Origin of the sequence: Nitrosomonas ureae (assembly GCF_001455205.1) — a bacterium.
Lineage (GTDB): Bacteria > Pseudomonadota > Gammaproteobacteria > Burkholderiales > Nitrosomonadaceae > Nitrosomonas > Nitrosomonas ureae.
This window is the reverse complement of record NZ_CP013341.1, coordinates 3191311-3212194: the sequence shown is the minus strand read 5'-3', so window position 1 is coordinate 3212194 and position 20884 is coordinate 3191311. Positions and strand designations below refer to the sequence as shown.

At 46.3% G+C, this 20884-nt stretch carries 16 protein-coding genes; 12 read left to right on the top strand and 4 right to left on the bottom strand.

What is annotated here, in order from left to right:
- The first annotated feature begins 63 nt into the window (after positions 1-63).
- On the top strand, positions 64-1149 hold the full coding sequence (locus tag ATY38_RS14850; RefSeq protein WP_062560237.1) for a TolB family protein: 1086 nt from the start codon (positions 64-66) through the stop codon (positions 1147-1149).
- 235 nt (positions 1150-1384) lie between these two features.
- Here ATY38_RS14850 and ATY38_RS14845 read toward each other — a convergent pair whose 3' ends face one another.
- Positions 1385-2707: a type IV pilus assembly protein FimV gene (locus tag ATY38_RS14845; protein ID WP_062559970.1), complete on the bottom strand. Its 1323-nt coding sequence runs from the start codon at positions 2705-2707 to the stop codon at positions 1385-1387.
- Positions 2708-2725: 18 nt separating this feature from the next.
- Complete coding sequence (locus tag ATY38_RS14840; protein WP_062559969.1) at positions 2726-3175, bottom strand: DUF4124 domain-containing protein; 450 nt, start codon at positions 3173-3175, stop codon at positions 2726-2728.
- 286 nt (positions 3176-3461) lie between these two features.
- On the opposite strand from ATY38_RS14840, the gene guaB reads away from it, so the two are divergent.
- Genes guaB through ATY38_RS14825 form a run of 3 tightly spaced genes read left to right on the top strand, consistent with a single transcriptional unit; the run spans position 3462 to position 8965 of the window.
- Complete coding sequence (guaB, locus tag ATY38_RS14835) at positions 3462-4925, top strand: IMP dehydrogenase (protein WP_062559968.1); 1464 nt, start codon at positions 3462-3464, stop codon at positions 4923-4925.
- A 12-nt stretch (positions 4926-4937) separates the two neighbouring features.
- Positions 4938-6500 (top strand): glutamine-hydrolyzing GMP synthase, encoded by a 1563-nt coding sequence (gene guaA / locus ATY38_RS14830; RefSeq protein WP_062559967.1) that lies wholly within the window; start codon positions 4938-4940, stop codon positions 6498-6500.
- On the top strand, positions 6491-8965 hold the full coding sequence (locus ATY38_RS14825; RefSeq protein ID WP_062559966.1) for a hypothetical protein: 2475 nt from the start codon (positions 6491-6493) through the stop codon (positions 8963-8965). Before guaA ends, ATY38_RS14825 begins: the two co-directional genes overlap by 10 nt.
- A 29-nt stretch (positions 8966-8994) precedes the next feature.
- Here ATY38_RS14825 and ATY38_RS14820 read toward each other — a convergent pair whose 3' ends face one another.
- On the bottom strand, positions 8995-11925 hold the full coding sequence (locus ATY38_RS14820) for an aconitate hydratase (protein ID WP_062559965.1): 2931 nt from the start codon (positions 11923-11925) through the stop codon (positions 8995-8997).
- A gap of 307 nt (positions 11926-12232) precedes the next feature.
- On the opposite strand from ATY38_RS14820, the gene ATY38_RS14815 reads away from it, so the two are divergent.
- The 3 genes from ATY38_RS14815 to nudB all read left to right on the top strand — a co-directional run bounded on the left by ATY38_RS14815 (position 12233) and on the right by nudB (position 14878).
- A complete protein-coding gene (locus tag ATY38_RS14815; protein ID WP_062559964.1) occupies positions 12233-12547 on the top strand; it encodes an FmdB family zinc ribbon protein in 315 nt (104 codons plus the stop codon).
- A gap of 76 nt (positions 12548-12623) precedes the next feature.
- Positions 12624-14411 (top strand): aspartate--tRNA ligase, encoded by a 1788-nt coding sequence (gene aspS, locus ATY38_RS14810; RefSeq protein ID WP_062560236.1) that lies wholly within the window; start codon positions 12624-12626, stop codon positions 14409-14411.
- 11 nt (positions 14412-14422) lie between these two features.
- Positions 14423-14878: a dihydroneopterin triphosphate diphosphatase gene (gene nudB, locus ATY38_RS14805; RefSeq protein WP_062559963.1), complete on the top strand. Its 456-nt coding sequence runs from the start codon at positions 14423-14425 to the stop codon at positions 14876-14878.
- Positions 14879-15064: 186 nt separating this feature from the next.
- Here the strand turns inward: nudB and ATY38_RS14800 are convergent, their stop codons facing one another.
- A complete protein-coding gene (locus ATY38_RS14800) occupies positions 15065-16048 on the bottom strand; it encodes a cadmium-containing carbonic anhydrase (protein WP_062559962.1) in 984 nt (327 codons plus the stop codon).
- A 346-nt stretch (positions 16049-16394) separates the two neighbouring features.
- Here ATY38_RS14800 and ATY38_RS14795 point away from each other — a divergent pair, with 346 nt between their 5' ends.
- From ATY38_RS14795 to ATY38_RS14775, 5 genes are all read left to right on the top strand, one after another.
- Positions 16395-17084, top strand: a complete 690-nt coding sequence (locus ATY38_RS14795; RefSeq protein WP_062559961.1) for a TIGR04282 family arsenosugar biosynthesis glycosyltransferase — start codon at positions 16395-16397, stop codon at positions 17082-17084.
- On the top strand, positions 17077-17766 hold the full coding sequence (locus ATY38_RS14790) for a TIGR04283 family arsenosugar biosynthesis glycosyltransferase (RefSeq protein WP_062559960.1): 690 nt from the start codon (positions 17077-17079) through the stop codon (positions 17764-17766). The genes ATY38_RS14795 and ATY38_RS14790 overlap by 8 nt, the downstream gene beginning before the upstream one ends.
- Before the next feature lie 40 nt (positions 17767-17806).
- Positions 17807-18853, top strand: a complete 1047-nt coding sequence (locus ATY38_RS14785) for a methyltransferase domain-containing protein (protein WP_062559959.1) — start codon at positions 17807-17809, stop codon at positions 18851-18853.
- Positions 18854-18855: 2 nt separating this feature from the next.
- The gene (locus ATY38_RS14780) at positions 18856-19800 is read left to right on the top strand and encodes a radical SAM protein (RefSeq protein WP_062559958.1); all 945 of its coding nucleotides are present in this window, start codon (positions 18856-18858) and stop codon (positions 19798-19800) included.
- A gap of 539 nt (positions 19801-20339) precedes the next feature.
- Positions 20340-20534 (top strand): hypothetical protein, encoded by a 195-nt coding sequence (locus ATY38_RS14775; protein ID WP_062559957.1) that lies wholly within the window; start codon positions 20340-20342, stop codon positions 20532-20534.
- Positions 20535-20884 lie beyond the last annotated feature (350 nt).

The following is a 20884-nucleotide window of genomic DNA, read 5'->3' as shown; positions in this document are numbered from 1 at the left end:
TTTCCTTTTGTGCCTATGTTTAAATGTTTTCTATTTATTCGGTTACAAGGTATTTTTAATTTTATGAGAAATTTTATACAAATTACATTTTATAGTTTGTTGTTATTCTTGTTTTTTTTGACAACAGCCCATGCCGGTGTATTTGATTTCATCACCAATGAACACCAGCTTTCCGTCAAGGAGAAACGCGCCGGGGAGGCATACTACCGCGCGGACTCGAAGTGGATGATTTACCAAGCGGAAGTGGCGGATGATAATCCGTTTTATCAGATTTTTCTGAAAAATATTAACAGCGGTGCAGTACAACAGGTATCTCCAGGCACGGGCAAAACCACGTGTGCGTGGGTACATCCGGTGCAGGAGAAAGTATTGTTCTCATCGACTCACGAGGATGCGGAGGCCAAAGCTAAGATGGTTGCGGAGATTGAACGCCGCAAATCCGGCGAGCAGAGGTCTTATTCGTGGGATTATGATGAATTTTACGATATTTACGAGACCGATTTTTCCGGGAAAAACATGCGGAATCTGACCAACACGCTGGGTTACGATGCCGAAGCGTCATGGTCGCCGGACGGTAAATTGATCGCGTTTGCTTCTAATCGCCGCGCCTATAGCGGCGAGTTATCCGACGAGGAAGCTGCGTTGTTTAAAGCCAATCCAGCTTCGATGATCGATATTTACATAATGAACGCCGATGGTTCCAACGTCAAAAGGCTGACGCACACACAAAGTTACGATGGTGGTCCGTTCTTCAGTCCCGATGGAAAACGGATTGTATGGCGGCGTTTCTCGGAAAGCGGTCGCGAAGCGGAGATATTCACCATGAATATCGATGGTACCGATCAGAAGCAAATCACGCGTCTGAATGTCATGTCGTGGGCGCCTTTTTATCACCCATCCAGCAAGTACATTATTTTTGCGACCAATTTACACGGGCATCGCAATTTTGAATTGTATATTGTCGATATCGACGGACAGAAAGAACCTGTTCGCGTGACCGATAAGGAAGGTTTCGACGGTCTGCCGGTGTTCACGCCGGATGGCAATCATATCACCTGGACCAGTGATCGCACCCCGGAGAAAAAGGGATTGTTGTTTCACGGCCAATGGAATCACGCAAGAGCATTGGAAAGTTTATTGTTGAAATAGTCAGTGCTCAGAGCTTCGTAAGAAAATAGTATACGGACCCGGTACAGTGAGAAGTCTTTGGAATCAGTGCTACAGATTTTCTTACTGTGCTTTTAACAGGCCGTTGAAAAATTATCTGCGTTGCCGCTGCGGTGTTAAAGATAGGCTCAAAATGCTCATTTATTAAGCATACACTACGCTTTTAGCCTGTTTTTGCCTTGCATCAGCTGCCTCGAGAACGTTTCTCAACGGCCTGTTAACTGGCTTCTGATGTATCAGAGAAAAACTTTTCTCGGCGTTTTTGTTCATCAAAATAAAGCGATTCATTAGGTTCGAGCCGATTTCCGAGGGTCTGAATTTGCCGCCATATGTCAGGAAATATTTTCATTCTCTTGAAGCGCCGTGCGTTTTTCTTGAAATCCCGTTTATTGTTTGATTTGTACAGTACTTCGAATAACATCAACCAGGTAGGTATGTCATGTTGATTGGTTGCCAATTGTTTTTGTAATAATTCAATAGTAACCTCGGGTGTTTCCTGCTCGGTGAATGCATGTGCCGCAGATGCTGTCTGATCGCGCGTATCAGGAGAATTTTCTGCGGATTGAATAATTTTTTCTGTATGCTGCAGTAAAACTTCTGCATAACGATGCCGTGCGCTAGTCAATGATTCATCCGGGGAGGGCATAAATCTTTCTTTAATCTTTTTATGACTGCGTAACATCATAAGGATGATCAATAAAGTTAGTAAAACCCCAAAAAGGAAAGTGGTGTCCGAAAATAAATCCACATCTAATGAAACCGCATTGAAGTCATTCGAGGGTACTGAATTTTCAATCGGCTGCACGATGTCTTCCGCCGTGACAATGACGGGATTTATCTGAGATGTGTTGTCTTCGGGTTGTATTATTGCAATTATTTGGGGTTCTTGCTCGGTCTCCGCAATAAACTCAACGTTTTCGATTTGCTTTTCTTGCGCGCTCGCGACTTTCAATAACAACAAAGATTGTATTGCGGCAATCTGCGTTTCCATTGATTCAACGTGCCGGGTCAGCAGATTGAGTTGATTGACTTCGCCATCAGCAATTCGTTCTAATTGGGTAATCAGAGTGAGGGTCAATTGGTGATCTTTGTGTTGGTACTGAGCGGATTCTTGGGTTGTTTCTTGCGATTCGCGTTGGGTTGGATTTTTTTTCGATCCACTTTGTCGTGATTGAGTTGCAGGTTTGGCATAGGCGCTGATCGTTCTTAAATCCGGGATGTGGAGTGTCGTTCCGGCTGGTATGGCTCGATATACACCGCCCGGAAAATGTTCCGGATTGTTCTGTATAATAGCGTGGACAAGGTTCTTGCGGGCCTGGGTAGCGTCAGGAAATATCAGACGTGCAATCTGTAAAATATCTTCGCCAGGCCGAATTTGCCATAGCATTCCGGGCCTTGAGCTTTCTTGCTTGGAGACACCAGTGTTGCTGGACGAATAGCTGCCCGATCCAGAATATGAAACAGGTACTTCAGCCGGAACTGAAGTACCTGTTAGCAAGAAAAGTAAAACAGCAATTAGTTTGCCAATAGTTGCAACCATTTAATTTAAGAGTATTGATTATCTACAGAATGTGGCGATTGCTTTATTCGCGTCATCAATCCTCCTTTGCCGCAGATCATCGTCCACATAGACAATTCCACCCGCACCGTCGGGAATCGTTAAGCGGGGTGAGTCGGCGTACATTCTAAGTTGAGTCTGAGCCTCCGTGCATTTTTTTTTGTTTATTTCAGCTTGTGCCTGGTCTTTCGCTTCGTTCTCTTGTCTTTGCTTCCTGCGTTTCTCAAATTCTTCCCGTTCATCAGATAAGGCATTTGATGGGTTGCCTGGGTGGCTGCCGGCCGCCGGTGCTGTGTTGATGTTTAATTGCTGTTCTTTTGTATTCACATGAGGAGGAGGGGGTTGGTCGGTGTAATGTATTTTGCCGGTTTCATCCACCCATTTGTAAATCTGCGCACTGACGGAAGCGCTAAATAGCAAGGCAGTCACAGTAAATACAACAATTCTCATTGCATGCTCCAGAAAAATAATAGATCTGAAATACATCGATTTCGTATTTAGGCAACTTAAGGAAGTTCCGAGCGAACGCCATTTCGAGTAGGGCGAAAAATCTATAACAGCGATGATTAAGATTCCTCAGGGTGTTCGAAATAGCAGATACAAGTTTCTTAGAGCATCCTTAAAGATTTCGTGCATTAAAACATATTAACTGGAAATATGCTGTATTCTTGGGCGAATTGGCACGAAAATTGTTGCCGTTTTTGGCTATAATGTCGCTTTGCAAAGGATTGTCATTATGCAATTGACTCAAAAAGCGCTTACCTTTGATGATGTTCTCTTGATTCCGGCTCATTCGACGGTTCTGCCGCGCGATGTCAGTTTGGCGACACAATTGACACGCACCATCAGCTTGAATATCCCACTCATATCCGCCGCCATGGATACCGTGACAGAAGCGCCTTTGGCGATTGCTTTGGCGCAAGAAGGCGGTATCGGTATCATCCACAAAAACATGTCTATCGAAGCCCAGGCAGCGCATGTGGCGCAGGTTAAACGGTTTGAAAGCGGCGTAGTCAAAGATCCGATCACGATTCATCCGAATATGACTGTGCGCGAAGTGCTTGAACTGATACGGCGGCACAAAATATCCGGATTGCCGGTGGTGAATGGCAAAAAAGTCGTCGGTATCGTTACTAACCGGGATTTACGCTTTGAAACCAATCTTGATCAAGCCATCAAGCACATCATGACACCGAAAAAACGCTTGGTGACGGTCAAAGAAGATACAACGCGCGAAGCTGTGCGGGAATTGTTGCATAAACACCGTCTGGAACGCGTTTTGGTCGTCGATGACAATTTTGATTTGTGCGGGCTGATTACGGTGAAGGATATCATCAAAACTTCGGAATATCCGCTTGCCAGTAAGGATGAACAGGAGCAGTTGCGAGTGGGCGCGGCTATCGGCGTCGGAGAGGGTAGTGAAGAACGCGCGTTAGCATTGGCGGAAGCCGGTGTCGATGTCATTGTCGTTGATACTGCGCATGGTCATTCACAAAGCGTTCTGGATCGCATTGCCTGGGTTAAAAAGAATCTATCGTCGATCCAGGTGATCGGTGGAAATGTCGCGACAGCGGCGGCTGCCAGAGCGATGGCTGATCATGGGGCGGATGCGGTGAAAGTGGGTATCGGCCCCGGTTCCATTTGCACCACGCGCATTGTCGCGGGCGTGGGCATTCCGCAAATAACCGCTATTCATGACGTATCCGAAGCATTAAAAGGGAGTGGGGTGCCGATGATCGCCGATGGCGGTATCCGCTATTCGGGTGATATTGCCAAGGCATTGGCGGCCGGAGCAGACTCAGTGATGCTCGGTGGGCTGTTTGCCGGAACTGCGGAGGCGCCGGGCGAAATTGAATTGTTTCAAGGCCGCTCTTATAAAAGCTATCGCGGTATGGGTTCACTTTCAGCCATGCAGCAGGGCTCCAGCGATCGCTATTTCCAGGATCAGGAACATAAGAATAACGACAAACTGGTTCCTGAAGGCGTGGAAGGGCGTGTTCCATTCAAAGGCAATATTGCTGCAGTCATTCATCAGTTGATGGGGGGCGTGCGTTCGAGCATGGGCTATCTGGGGTGTGAAACGATTGCAGTGATGCACGACAAAGCGGAATTTGTCGAAATTACCTCAGCCGGCATCCGTGAATCCCATGTGCACGATGTTCAGATTACCAAAGAAGCGCCCAATTATCACGTTAAATAACGGTCCGCCATAATGCATCAAAAAATCCTGATTCTCGACTTTGGTTCCCAATATACACAACTGATCGCTCGTCGTGTCCGCGAAACGAATGTGTATTGCGAATTGCATCCCTATGATGTCGATGCGAAATTTATCAAGGCTTTTGCCCCCAAAGGCATCATTCTTTCGGGTGGGCCCGCTTCGGTTTTCGAAGACGAAACGCCGCGTGCGCCCCAAATTGTATTTGAACTGGGGGTGCCGGTGCTGGGCATCTGTTATGGTATGCAAACCATGGCGGCACAGTTGGGCGGTTCGGTGGAGAGTGCCCCGGTGCGCGAATTCGGTTATGCGGAAATACAGACAACGCAGCATGGCCTATTGTTTCAGGATATTAAAGATCGAGTCAGCGTGGACGGAAGCAATATTTTGGATGCTTGGATGAGCCATGGCGATGCTGTGATTACGTTACCGAAAGGGTTTGAGGTCATAGCATATAACGCTGTTACGCCTATTGCCGCCATGGCGGACGATAAGCGTCGCTTCTACGGCATTCAATTTCATCCCGAAGTTACGCATACGCCGCAAGGCAAAACGATGATTGACCGGTTTGTGCATGACATTTGCGGCCTGGGGCGCGACTGGAACATGCCGGACTATGTCGAGGAAGCGATTGGCAGAATCCGTACTGCGGTTGGCAGTGACCAGGTTATTCTGGGATTGTCCGGCGGTGTCGATTCATCGGTGGCAGCGGCGCTAATTCATCGTGCCATTGGCGATCAATTGACTTGTGTATTTGTCGACAATGGCTTGTTGCGTGTTAATGAAGCCCGGCAGGTGAGAGAAACCTTTGCCGGTAATCTGGCGGTTAAAGTAATTCACGTCGATGCCAGCCGTGATTTCTATCGCAGTCTTACCGGTATCAGCGATCCGGAAGCCAAACGCAAGATTATCGGACGCGAATTTGTCGAGGTATTTCAGCGTGAATCGGCAAAAATCAATGATGCCAAGTGGCTGGCACAAGGCACGATTTATCCCGATGTGATCGAATCAGCCGGTGGCAAAACCAAGAAAGCGCATACGATCAAATCACATCACAATGTCGGAGGATTGCCGGAGACATTGCATCTGAAACTGCTCGAGCCGTTGCGGGAATTATTTAAGGATGAAGTGCGCGAACTCGGATTGGTACTGGGTTTGCCGCGTGATATGGTATTTCGCCATCCATTCCCAGGGCCTGGGTTGGGCGTGCGCATTTTGGGCGAAGTCAAATACGAGTATGCTGAACTGCTCAGACAAGCCGATCAGATCTTTATTGAAGAATTGCAACATTCTGGCTGGTACGAGAAAACCTCGCAAGCTTTTGCAGTTTTTCTGCCGGTTAAATCCGTCGGTGTGATGGGGGACGGACGCACTTACGAATACGTGATCGCACTGCGAGCTGTGCAAACTCAGGATTTTATGACCGCCAACTGGGCGGAATTGCCGTATTCGTTACTCAGCAAGGTTTCCAATCGTATTATCAATGAAATTCGCGGCATTAATCGTGTCGTTTACGACATCTCCGGTAAACCACCGGCAACGATTGAATGGGAATAAAGCGCAAATTCAAACGGCCGGTGAGTTGGTTGGCAGGCAGGGAGCTTCTAGCCAGCCTTGAAAGTATTCTAAATTATCTATTAAATGGCAAAAAGCAGGATTCCAGGGATTGGATGTTTGCGCAAGCCATTACACCTCCTCACTGCAATGATACTCAACAAGAATACTGGTTTGACTATATTGCCGATACCGGAGATGGATCGCGCGCAGTCTATAACGTTGCCTATTTGTGCATGAGCGGATTGTGGCTTAAGGATGGAAAGATAACACCGGGACATCCCATTTCATTAAGTCAGACTGGCGAATTTAATCAGCAGCTGCCGCGTGGTGAGTTTTTATTCGTCGGTGGAGATACAGCCTATCATGCAGCGGATATTGCTGCCTTGAAAGAACGCTTTCAGACACCTTTCAATTGGGCTTATGAAGATATTGCAGTTACTACCGGAGAAAAGATAGACCAACGCCCAATTTATGGCATCCCTGCTAATCATGATTATTACGATGCATTGGATGGCTTCAATCGGCAATTCTGTCGCCCGATTGTGCAAGATATTCATCCTCTTGTGCGCGAACAAGAAGATCTTACAGATCCTCAATTGGGATTGCATGGTTTTAGACGTGAACAAAAATCAAGCTATGTTTGGTTAAATTTGCCTTTTGGCTGGAGGCTATGGGGGCTTGATTCACAAGCAGGCAAGATGGATAAGCGTCAACAGGCTTTCTTTGTCAGTCAGTTTTGTGACAAACTTACCCAGGATGGAAGCTTGTTTGATGAAAACAAAAAAAGAGAAGTGCAGGAAACGCTTCGCAATGCAATTCCCGATAAATTAATTGTTGCCACACCTGAGCCCAGCACTGTATTTGGAAAGTGCGCAGCAAGCCATGCTGCCATGGCGGAATTATTTTTACGATTGGGATTAGAACCCGGTTTTCTGCATGACGGCAGGCTGAGCCATAACAAGTGTCGTCTGGATATTTCAGGTGACGTTCATCATTATGAGCGTTATTGGGGCAATGCCCATGAGAATGGAGAATCCGGCAATTATGCTTCCGTGGTGGCAGGCGGTGGTGGCGCTTTTCTGCATCCAAGTCATACTGATGCTGGCGAAATCAAGAAACAAAGCGTGTATCCGGCTGAGATGGATTCGCATCGCGAAGTGACACAGCGGATTCTCAATCCATGGCAGATCTTTCTGGGGGGGTATGCGTGGTTAATTGGTGCAATGGTTGGTTTCATCACCTATTTTGCAGTGACCGTTCCACAAAGCACGTGGTCTTTATTTAAGCTCATTCCCGACAATTTACGCCCGGATTGGAGAAGTCAGGACTTTCTGGCGCGCATTCAGATAGCACTGACTCCTCCGGATGCCGATGCAACTCACAGCGGATATTGGATCGATTTGATTTACCTCCTTTTGTTTGTTGCATTTCTGGTCGCATGGCGGCTCATGAGTATCCCGGAGTTATTGAAAGTTAAATATAGTGATTCACGGGATATCTGGAACAGGCGTCTGGCAACATTTCTCATCCCTGTTGTATTGTGGCTTATTCCCTTGTTAATTCTGATCCTTGAGTCGGGAGAGTCGAATCCTCCATCATTCCTGGCGGCTATTTTGATTGGTTTGTCGTGTGTGGCAGGGCTACTGATATTCAGTCTTATCCGATGTTACAGTGATATTTTATTCGAACGCTCCAGGATCAGAAAAGAAATCTGGTTGGATTTTATTCCCTTATGGGTATTGAGCGGGATGGGAATCTTTTATATGGCTGTGGGTTTTCTGCATTATGGCATATACAAGACATCGATCATGAGTTTTGATTTGTTGGTCATCGTTGTCTGGTCATTAGTAATTCTTGGCTTAGCCGCATTTCCGTTTTTTGCACCGGATAAACTCGGAGTGGCTAAAGCCAATATAGGAAAATTTCTGGCTATAGGTCTTTGGCATGCCATCCTGCAAATCTCAATACCGGTGTGTTTGGCTTTGTATGTCGATTGGACAAGCTGGCTGATTATTTGCGGTATTGCGATAGCAATAACATTGATTGCTGGACACTTGTTTACGTCTCAATATTTTTTCAGGGAATTTTCAGCTGATGTTCAGAAAAAAATTGGCCAAGGGTTATTGATTGCCTGGATTGTGATCGGAATAGTCGTATTTTTTGCAACTATGCAAGGCGAGCTTGTTGTTGTCGACGCATCGCGTTTGCTAATGGCTTTTTTGTCGGGTGCCATATTTGGTTGTATTTGGCTAGGCTGGTATTTGGCGGTATCCTTGGCGTTTAATTGCCATAATAATGAAGCTGGGGGCGGTGCGCGATCCGAGAAATTTCGCCACATGGTTCGCATCAAACTGACAGAAGATACCTTAACCGGGTATGTGATTGGGATTGATGCGCCAGAAAAAGACATCAGCAAGACCAAGATCTGCCTCGTTGATGTATTTACCCTGCAGGCAAAAAAATAAAGTTTTTCTGCGTATATATCTGTTCATGGTTAGCTCATCAAATCTCTCAGTACATAAGGCAGAATACCGCCATGCTTATAATAATCCACCTCAATAGCAGTATCAATGCGGCACAACAGCTGCACTGATTGACTGCTGCCGTCTTTTTTGTGTATTACCAGGGTGACATCTTTCTGCGGTTGAAGATTGTCCAATCCTAAAATATCAAATCGTTCATCACCCTTAATTCCAAGGGCTTCGATGTTGTCATTGTCTTTGAATTGCAGGGGCAGAACGCCCATGCCGATCAGGTTGCTGCGGTGAATGCGTTCAAAACTGGCTGCAATCACTGCTTTGATTCCCAGAAGTTGCGTGCCTTTGGCGGCCCAATCGCGGCTTGAGCCAGTGCCATATTCCTTGCCGCCGAAAACAACGGTGGGGATGCCTTGCGAACGATATTTCATTGCGGCATCATAAATGCACATTTGCTCGGGTGCAGCGCCGATTGTACCCTGATAGAGTGTGACGCCGCCTTCACTGCCGGGGATCATCAGGTTCTTGATACGTACATTTGCAAAGGTGCCTCGCATCATCACTTCATGGTTGCCGCGGCGGGCGCCGTAGCTGTTAAAGTCTGCTTTAGTGACATCGTGTTCCAGCAGATACTGGCCAGCCGGGGAAATATCCTTGATTGAGCCAGCCGGACTAATATGATCGGTGGTTACGGAATCACCGAAGATGCCCAATGCAAAGGCGTGTTTGATGTCGTTGCTGTTGCTGGAGGTTGCTGATTGCAGCGAAAAATTCTCAAAAAAAGGTGGTTCAGCGATGTAAGTGGATTGAGGCCAACTGTAGGTTTGTCCGGTGACGGTAGTGACGTTATTCCACAATTCGTGATCTTTGGTGAGGTTGCTGTAGAGTTGGCGGAAAGTATCCGCATTCGTAGCAAATTTCATCAGCGCATGAATTTCCGCACTGCTGGGCCAGATGTCTTTTAGCCATACCGGTTGATTGTTTTTACCGATGCCGATGGGTTCGGCGGTCAAGTCTTTCAGCATCGAGCCTGCAATGGCATAAGCAACCACTAGTGGTGGAGATGCTAGAAAATTGGCACGGATATTCGAATGAATGCGTGCTTCAAAATTGCGGTTTCCTGACAGCACCGCTGCACAAATCAAATCATTCTTGACGATGGCTTCTTCAATCGGCTCGGCTAAAGGTCCGGCATTGCCGATACAGGTAGTGCAGCCGTAACCGACCAGACTAAAGCCCAGTTGTTCCAGATAAGGTAACAATCCGGTAACGGTCAAGTAATCGGTAACTACGCGTGAACCCGGGGCCAGTGAGGTTTTGATATGATGCCTGACCGACAATCCTTTCTCGACAGCCTTTTTGGCCAGTAACCCTGCGGCGAGCAACACGCTGGGGTTAGAGGTGTTGGTGCAGGATGTGATGGCGGCAATCAGGACATCTCCGTGACCTAATTCGATCGAGAAGCCATTCAATTTGTGCGTGGATAATTCGAGCGGATCGGGTGTGGGTCGATTACTGGTCATTTCGGCGACGTTGCGCGATGCCATTCGCCGTTCGACAGGTACCGCACGGTTTGCTGTTGAAGGGCTGTTCTCTTTTGTTATTTTATGGGGAACTGGTGATGACAGTCGGCTCTCATCCGCGTCACCGGAATCGATATGGGTGCATACCTCGGGATCCTGAGCTCGGTTAGTACGTGTCAAGTATCGTTGATCGAGATCCTCGTCTTGTTTGCCATAACCGCTTTCATTAACGGGTTTGTTGAAGAGCTCGGTAAATTTGGATTTAATCGCGCTCAACTCAATACGATCCTGTGGTCGTTTGGGGCCTGCCATAGATGGTGCAACCGAGCTTAGATCAAGAGTCAGTTCGCTGCTATAGTCGATGTCGCCTTGGCGGGGAATGCCATACATCTGCTGCGCCTGGAAATAGGTTTGAAATGCTTTGATTTCTCCATCGCTGCGTCCTGTGCCTTTGAAGTATTCGACGGTGACATCATCAATCGGGAAGAATCCCATCGTGGCGCCATATTCCGGTGCCATATTAGCGATGGTGGCGCGATCGGGTAACGTCAATGAGGCCGTCCCTTCGCCGTAAAACTCAACGAATTTACCGACTACATTGGATCTGCGCAGCATTTCTGTGATTGTCAGAACCAGATCGGTTGCAGTGACGCCTTCGCGCAACTGCCCCGTGAGATTTACACCCACTACATCAGGCGTAAGGAAATAAACCGGCTGTCCCAGCATGCCGGCTTCTGCCTCAATGCCGCCGACACCCCAACCCACCACGCCGATACCGTTGATCATCGTGGTATGCGAGTCGGTACCGACCAAGGTATCGGGATATATTAATCCGTCTTTTTGATGAACGCCGCGCGCGAGATATTCCAGATTGACCTGATGCACAATACCGATTCCTGGCGGAATGACCTTGAAAGTGTCAAATGCCTGCATGCCCCACTTGATGAACTGGTAGCGTTCGTTATTGCGGGAAAACTCAATTTCCATGTTGTGATTCAGCGCATCTTTACTGCCATAATAATCAACCTGGATCGAGTGATCCACCACCAGATCGACCGGTACCAATGGTTCGATCAGCTTTGGGTTTTTCCCAAGTCTGACTGCCGTACTACGCATGGCGGCGAGATCCACCAGTAACGGTACGCCGGTAAAGTCTTGCAATACAATGCGCGAAACAACAAACGGTATTTCGTCCACCCGGGGAGCATCCGGTTTCCACTTCGCCAATTGACGGATGTGCGCTTCGGTGATTTTTTTATTGTCATAGTTGCGTAATACTGATTCCAGAACAATGCGAATCGAAATCGGCAGGCGGGAGATTTTCCCGGCACCGTTTTTCTCCAGCGCGGGAAGTGAGTAATATTTCACGCGATTTCCATGAGGAAGATTTAATTCATGCAGGCTGTTGAATAAATTGTGATTCATGGCAATATTCCTGAAGATAAGCGCGATTGGGCAGATAAATAAACGATTCTGGCCATAATATATAATTTTGATCCAACAAAGTCACGTACAGGCAATAATGTTTTTCCTGTCTGTAGGGGTAAATGAAACACAATTCATCGGCAATATGGCAATTTTGGTACCCAGCCCTGCTTAATTAACGGTAATTGAGAAAATAGAATTTATTGTGGTGAGTATGATTTCTCGTGTCGTAGTGATTGCATACTTAAAACAAAACAGGTTAAGGTATAATCTGCGGTTTCTCAATTTTGGATTGTTGGAGGTCTCTATGCCTATTTATGAATATCTTTGCAATTCATGCGGTGCCGAGAAAGAACATTTGCAAAAGATTAACGATGCACCCATAGCTGTATGTCCCGTGTGCGGCAGTAATAATTATACTAAACTGATTTCTGCTGCAGGATTTCAATTAAAGGGCAGTGGTTGGTACGTAACTGATTTTAAAAACAAGACGAAACCAGCGGAGACTAAACCTGCTGCGAAGGAAAATACCGAAAGTACGCCATCAGCAATACCTGTAGCTGCGGATATAGCTGCGAAAAAGGAGAGCAGTCCGACAACGACTGCGGCAGCCGTTGATTGATTGACCTGAGCGTCATCATATCGCGGTGATCAAACCAGAAATTATCGATCTCATTACTCAGACCCTTGAAACAATTATGCGTACAAATTACTGTGGCGCCATTAACACCGAATATCTAGATAAAACAGTAACTCTCTTTGGTTGGGTGCACCGGCGCAGAGATCACGGAGGCGTGATATTCATTGATCTACGTGATCGCGAAGGCCTGGTGCAAGTGGTATGCGATCCCGATAATGTGGAAACATTTCAGACAGCAGAAAAAATACGCAATGAATATGTACTGAAAATTACCGGCAAGGTACGAAGACGACCTGAAGGAACGCTCAACACGTCTTTGATCAGCGGTGAAATCGAGATCCTGGTAGCCGCTATTGAGGTTTTGAACACTTCATTGACACCGCCATTTTTGATGGATGACGATAATATCAGTGAAGTCGTGCGGCTGGAGCATCGTTATCTGGATCTGCGTCGTCCGGCGATGCAATCGAATCTCCGGCTACGTCATAAGGTTGCCATGGCGGTTCGCATATTTCTGGATCAACATGGGTTTCTGGATATTGAAACGCCGATGCTGACCAAATCCACACCGGAAGGTGCACGGGATTATCTAGTACCATCACGGGTAAATGCCGGACATTTTTTTGCTTTGCCGCAATCACCGCAGTTGTTCAAGCAGCTTCTAATGGTGTCAGGTTTTGATCGCTATTATCAGATTACCCGCTGTTTTCGTGATGAAGATTTACGCGCGGACCGGCAGCCTGAATTCACCCAGATCGATATTGAAACTTCATTCCTGTCAGAGAATGAAATCATGTCTTTGATGGAAGAGATGATGCGCGGACTATTCAAGAATGTGAGTAATGTGGATTTACCCAATCCATTTCCGCGATTGACCTATGCCGAGGCTATGTTCAAATATGGTTCTGATAAACCCGACTTGCGCATTCCACTGGAATTTACCGAACTGACCGACATCATGAAAGAAGTTCCTTTCAAGGTATTCCGTGAGGCGGCGGAAAAACCGGATGGCCGGGTGGCCGCCTTACGTGTGCCTAAGGGTGGTGAATTGTCACGCAAGGAGATTGATGATTATGCGGCTTTTGTTGCTATCTACGGCGCCAAGGGCTTGGCTTATATCAAGGTCAATCGCCTCTCCGATGGTTTGGAAGGATTGCAGTCGCCGATTCTTAAATTTTTACCGGAAGCTACAATTCAATCTATTCTTGCTCGTACCAAGGCTCAAGACGGCGACTTAATTTTTTTTGGCGCGGACAAAGCCAAAATCGTCAATGAATCTTTGGGCGCATTGCGCATTAAGGTTGGTCATCAGCATGGCCATGCCGAATCTGAATGGAAGCCGTTATGGGTAGTTGATTTTCCGATGTTCGAGAGGGATGAGGAAGAAAATCGCTGGCAGGCGTTGCACCATCCTTTTACATCACCGGCTGATGGGCATGAGGATTTGCTCGAAACCGATCCCGGCCAGGCGCTTTCCAAGGCTTATGATATGGTTCTGAATGGTTCCGAAATTGGTGGCGGATCAGTACGTATTCATCGCCAGGATGTCCAGTCCAAGGTATTTCGTGCTTTAAATATTTCCGAACAAGAAGCGCAAGAAAAATTTGGCTTTCTGCTAGAGGCACTTCAGTACGGCGCTCCGCCCCATGGCGGTATTGCGTTTGGCTTGGATCGTATTTTAACCATGATGACCGGCTCAGAATCGATTCGCGACGTTATTGCGTTTCCTAAAACCCAGCGTGCGCAATGCCTGTTGACTCATGCCCCCAGCACTGTTGATGAAAAGCAATTGAAGGAACTTAATATTCGCTTACGTCAAGTGGATACTAAATCAAGTAGCGGATAATCGTTGTTTTAATGTACAAGACTCCGATTTCCGTGCTAGTTGTTATTCATACAATTGATTTGCAAGTATTATTGTTGGAGCGCGCAGATCATCCAGGTTACTGGCAGTCGGTTACAGGTAGTCAGGATCCCGGAGAGACACTACTTCAGACTGCGATGCGGGAAGTATCTGAAGAAACAGGGCTTCGTTCCGCAGATTATGAATTGACCGATTGGCAGATTGAAAACCGATATGAAATTTACCAAGAATGGCGCTGGCGTTATGGACCTGATGTAAGATTCAACACTGAGCATGTATTTGGTTTATGTTTGCCGGACATGACGCCGATTAAAATCTCGGCCAGAGAACATTTGAGTTATACCTGGCTGCCTTGGCAGCAGGCAGCGGAACAAGTATTTTCAAGCAGTAATGCCGACGCTATTTTAAATTTGCTCGCGCGTGCGCAATTTGCTCAAACCAACACCTGATCCATACCGTCTGTGTCGTACAAATGTTTGAAGTAACTTCTTAAAATCGCTTGTATCTTGATTCTGAGATTGACAAACGGATAAAATACAAAAGGAAGTAATATCAACAACGCACAGTTCCCCGTGGGTCTGCCACGGGGGTGATTCGAGATAGAATTCGTCCCGATATTGATTTACAAACGCGAGTTATGCGATTGGGATAATGGGTAAAGAGCCATGACCCAGAATGGAGGCAGTGGCTACGTTTTGCAGGGTGATAGCTTTGGCGATGCGTTGTTCATCTTCCTCATTAGTGGTTGAATTGATATCCTTTGCCGCATTGCCGAATGCCCAAGCATCAACTACAAACACGTCGTATTGTGGTCCGTATTTCGAACGAATTGCAGAACGATCCACAGTTGTACCCACACGTGTATTCAAAGCAATACCTAATTCATTGTGTTGCCCTACTAACTCTTCATAGGATGCGCCTGTATCTTGCGCGGCTTGGATTATGGATGCCCTGTTTTCAGCGAAGAAACCCGCCTGATTTAAGCGATTCTTGGCTTGCTGAACAATGGATTCTTTTTCTGATCCGGTGATATTAATACCCAGTTGACTAGTCAGTGAAGCAAGATCATTGATGCGCTCGGTGATATGTTGATATATTGTCGGCGCTTTGGAACATGCGCCGCAGCCGCAGTCACTATGATCGTCGCCATGCACGCCAGCCTGACGCCCCTTTTCTTTAAGTTTGTTGATGGTTTGTGTGGTTAACTGTACTTCAGTGATATCAGTGGCGGCTGAATTGCTTCCAAGATCACCACCGTACACTATGCTTAATGTGCCTCCGGCTGCACAAGGAGCACTTTTGCGATAACCACTTTTATTGGTACGACCATCAACACATATTTCTGGTACTGAACCGTTTACTGGAACATTAAACAAACCGGATGCGATGGCTTGATACATTTCATTCAAAACTTTCCGATCAATATCGTTGCGATTGTCAGGCCCAATAGACCCTATACCTAAATTGAATTGACCCAGGGTAATGTGTTGAGCATTACTTTCTTCATCGGTAGCTGATGAGGTTGTTGTTTCATGCTGAGTGTTGGTGCCTGGAGTAGCTGAGGCTGATTCTTGACTGCCTGTAAAATGTTTTAACAGATTTTTTAAACTTTCAAACATTTTATATATCCTTTGTAGTAATTGGTCAGTTGATCATAATTTCTATTTCATACTTGCCATATTCAAAGAAATGCGAGGAAAGGGCAAATCTCGTCAAAGCCGCATAACCGGTATGTCATGATTAAAACAGGGTTAATTGACTAGACGACAGAATTCTAACACTACTTTTTCAGGTAATAGATAGTTATTCTGCATTTTCTGCATCAGGAGCGACGAATTTATAGTATTTCTCAACTTATTTATTTGATTGTTTTGAAGGAATGTTTAAATAGTGCTGTGGTTTGATGTAATTTTCCTTATTTTTTATGCAACGCTCTGAATTGATAGAATTTATCTTGATGGCCACATGAGCAAAGTTATCCTTGTTTTATTGTGCAAGCGACCGGCTCCCGGGGTAGGTAAGCAAAGATTGGCTGCGAGCTTAGGTGTGGAAGCAGCTCGGCAAGTTGCTGATGCATTATTGGCCTGTGCACTGGAAGATGCATGTGCATGGCCGGGTCCGGTAGTAATTGCCCCCGCCGATCAAGGTGATGTGGAGTGGGTGCAGGCCTTATTATTGCCAACTCATTTTCCGGTAACTGTTATGCCGCAGGTGATGGGAAATCTGGGGCAGCGGCTCAATGCGCTAGATCGGGCATTGCGTGTGCAAGGCGGGGAGCAATTAATATTTATCGGCAGTGACGCACCGGGATTGACTACGCTAGACTATGAGGCGGCCTGTGCCGCATTGCAGCATCATGATATCGTGTTGATCCCAGCCCTGGATGGCGGTGTTGTGCTGATGGCAAATCGATGTGCATGGCCAAACTTGAGTGTTTTGCCATGGAGCAGCGATCGTTTGGGCATCTCTTTGATAGACAATTGCCGCAATGCAGGAAAATCCGTGACGACGATAAAACAAGGTCAGGATGTCGATGAGTTGAAAGATCTGATAAAGTTGAGCAGTTTGCTGCGACAGGATAAACGGCCTGCACGCCGTATGTTGCTGGAACTTGTTGATACGATTGTTTCATTTCCAGAAATACCTTATGGTTAAGTGTAGTGTCATTATTCCTTGCTACCATGATGATGGGAAATTAGCGCGTTTATTGGGACAATTGCAGCAATTACCGAATAAACCGAGCGAAATTATTGTGATTGATGCTGCCAATAGCGCCTGCTGCTTAAATATTTGTAAACAGTTCAGGGTGCAGCGGTTGGTGAGTGAGCCTTGCCGCGGACAGCAATTGCGCATTGGCGCAATTCAGGCCACGGGTGATGTACTGTGGTTTCTGCACGCGGATGCGCAACTATCAACAGATTCAATCCGAGCGATATCAAGCGCGTTAGCACGAGGCGCGATCGGTGGGTATTTTCATTTCCGCTTTGCCAAACCGCGTGGCTGGCAAGCTTTTATCCTGGAGTCCGCGATTGCGCTGCGATGCCGTTTCGGTGTTCCTTATGGTGATCAAGGAATTTTTATCAAGCGTTCAGTTTATCAACAAACCGGCGGGCATGCGCCTTGGCCGTTATTCGAGGAAGTGCCTTTGGTGCGATCAGCCCGCCGTTGTGGTAAGTTTGTGCCTTTGTCCGAACCTATTTTTATAGATTCGCGTCGTTGGCAGCGTGATGGCTGGTGGCGGCGTACCTGGCATAATCGTAAATTGGCCTGGAATTTTATGTGTGGCGCCAGACCGCAGGAACTTGCCGCAAGATATCGTTCTAAAATTGGTTCGTGAATGACATAATGGTACAAATCATTCAATGCGAGGGAATATCATGCAAGAGAGCGTGCAAAAATATTATGGCGAAACGCTCAAGGGTACTCAGGATTTATTGACGAATGCATGTTGCACTGATGCAGGGCTGCCGTATTTTGTAAAACCACTGCTGAACCGGGTGCATGCTGAAGTGCGAGCACGCTATTATGGCTGCGGCTTGGTGCTGCCTGAATTACTGGAGGGATTAGCCATTCTGGATTTGGGGTGTGGTGCCGGGAGAGATGTATATGTGCTATCGCAGTTGGTCGGAGAGAAAGGACGAATTGTCGGCGTGGATATGACTGAGGAGCAATTGGCAGTTGCACGTCAGCATGAAAAATATCATCAGAAAGCCTTTGGTTACAAACGCAGCAATGTGCGTTTCCTGCAGGGCTATATCGAACGGTTGCACGAACTTGAATTGGCGGATGCCAGCATGGATTTGATCGTATCGAATTGCGTTATTAATCTGGCGTCGGATAAGGCGGCGGTATTACGTGAAGCCTTTCGTGTATTGAAGCCCGGAGGCGAATTGTATTTTTCCGATGTCTACAGTGATCGGCGAATTCCAGCGGTATTGACGCATGATCCGGTACTGTATGGCGAATGCTTGAGCGGTGCGCTATATTGGAATGACTTTTTGCAACTGGCGCGTGCGAATGGTTTCTCTGATCCGCGTCTGGTCGATGATCGATCAATTGACATTAATAATCCTGAATTATCAGACAAGATCGGCAATATTCATTTTTACTCCGCAACGTATAGACTATTCAAATTGCGCGATCTGGAACCGGCTTGTGAGGATCATGGGCAATCGGTGGTATATCGAGGCACGATTCCTCATTATCCTCATGCCTTCCGGTTGGATAAGCATCATTTCATTGAAACAGATAAGCAATTTCCAGTATGTGGCAATACCTGGCGCATGCTGCATGACACGCGATTCAGGGAGCATTTCGATTTTTATGGCAGCTTTGACCGGCACTTCGGTATTTTTCCAGGTTGTGGCATGGGCATTCCGTTTTCTGATGCAACTACTGGTGAGCAGATCAGCGGGTGCTGTTGAACATGAGTGCTACCGTCTTATCCGCATCTGAAAAGCTCCATGCCCGTTCCAAGTTATGGTACGTCACCCACGATGATAAGCCGCGTGGCTTTATCCGTTCCCATGCTTTAGAGGAACTATGGTTTCATACCGGTACCGCATGTAATCTGGCTTGCCCTTTTTGCCTGGAAGGATCAAAACCGGGTGATGATCGTTTGCAGCTTATGCGTTTCGATGATGTTAAACCGTTCATTGACGAAGCGATAGCTTTGGGTGTTAAGCAATTTTCCTTTACCGGAGGGGAGCCGTTCATTAATAAAGACATAGTGCGCATACTTGATTATGCATTACAGTATCGCCCTTGCATGGTATTGACCAACGCTACGGAACCACTGATTAAGCGTTTACCGCAATTGGAATCATTGCGTGAACATTCTCATACTGTGCATTTCCGGGTTAGTTTGGATCATTTCTTGGCGCATCAGCACGATAAAGGCCGTGGTGAAGGAATGTTTTCGATGGCATTAGACGGTTTATGTGCTTTGAGCGATATGGGATTCAGTGTGTCCGTGGCTAATCAGAAAATTGCCGGCTTGCCAGCAAGTAAAGTGAACAAGTGTTTTGCCGAGGTTTTTCGCGGTGCGGGCTTACCGGAAGATTTGCCACGGATTGAGTTTCCTGAATTCTATCCTCCCAATACCACAATTACTGCTCCTCAGATTACACAAAGCTGTATGGTGGATTATCAGACTGAATCGACCCGGCGTAAATTCATGTGCGCTTTCAGCCGTATGGTGGTAAAAAATGCCGACGAGTGCAAGGTCTATGCGTGTACGCTGGTTGATGATGATGCCGATTATGCGTTGGGGAAAACATTGATTGAGAGTCTGCAAGAACCGATCAGTATGAAGCATCATCGCTGCTACAGTTGTTTCCGGTTTGGTGCTTCATGCAGCGAGATGAAATGATAACCGATGGGATGCTTGGATCGGTTGAGTCAATGAGTCCTGACAGGTCCAATCCTGGTGTTTGAGCGTACTTGAGATCTCTGAATGATTGCCATTCTGTGCCGGATTTCAAATGCTCCCAATTCTTTAACTTCTATTTTTCCCTATAGAACCCATAAGGTACTGCACTTTTTCTCAAGGGGATTTAACTGAGACGGACCAAGGTTTTTTTCGCTAAAACATCCTTATAGCATGAGAAAAGAAGGTGATTTAACTACATCGCGAAAATCTCGGGGACTTACTCTCGAAAAAAGAAAAAATATATCAGCTCGAAAATTTTTCCGTATTTGGCCAGAGATAAAAAGAAAGTATTCTTGGGGGAAGCGGTAAACGCAAATCTATTTTGTTGCAACTATACGAGGAAGCTATTCGTCAGTATGTACAAAATCAGCTCAAAGCGATGGATGAGGAGCAAGGAAAGTTTGAGCAGCTATATCTCTTCCAAACGTCGGTCGATTGCGGTCGATTTTTTCTAAGTTTAACCGAAATGAAAAACGATCATGCAAATTAACTGGATCAAATGTAGAGAACAGATGCCGCAGGATGATGATTCAGACATAATTGTTTCAGATCAGGGAACTTATTACATATTGCCAAGCTACATGATCAGCAGAATGCGTAGATCAGCAATTATGAATGCTTATGAATGGACACCCTACACAGAAGAAGCTTGGAAGGAGTTAACCAAGAAATGAAAGAGATCGTTTTCGTTCATGTATACGAAACTGAGGCATTTGGATAGGGAGCAGGTTCAAAGATTGCAAGTTTGTTAACCGAAGCCCAAGCCAGAAATATGAAGAAACCACTAATATTTTATTAAACAAGTAGTGTGCGCACAGGAATGGGTGTCAAGCAAGGGCAACGGAATTGTCCCCGCACGCACATAATTAATGACGATTAATGTGAGTGAAAATTTAATGGCTGATTACAGAGAAAGCATGGTAGCAGTTGATTTCTAATTTATCCGAATTGTATGGAACTAGATAAAATCAATAGGTTATATGGATATCAACAATATTTGAAGTACCTATTAAATGTTGGTGAA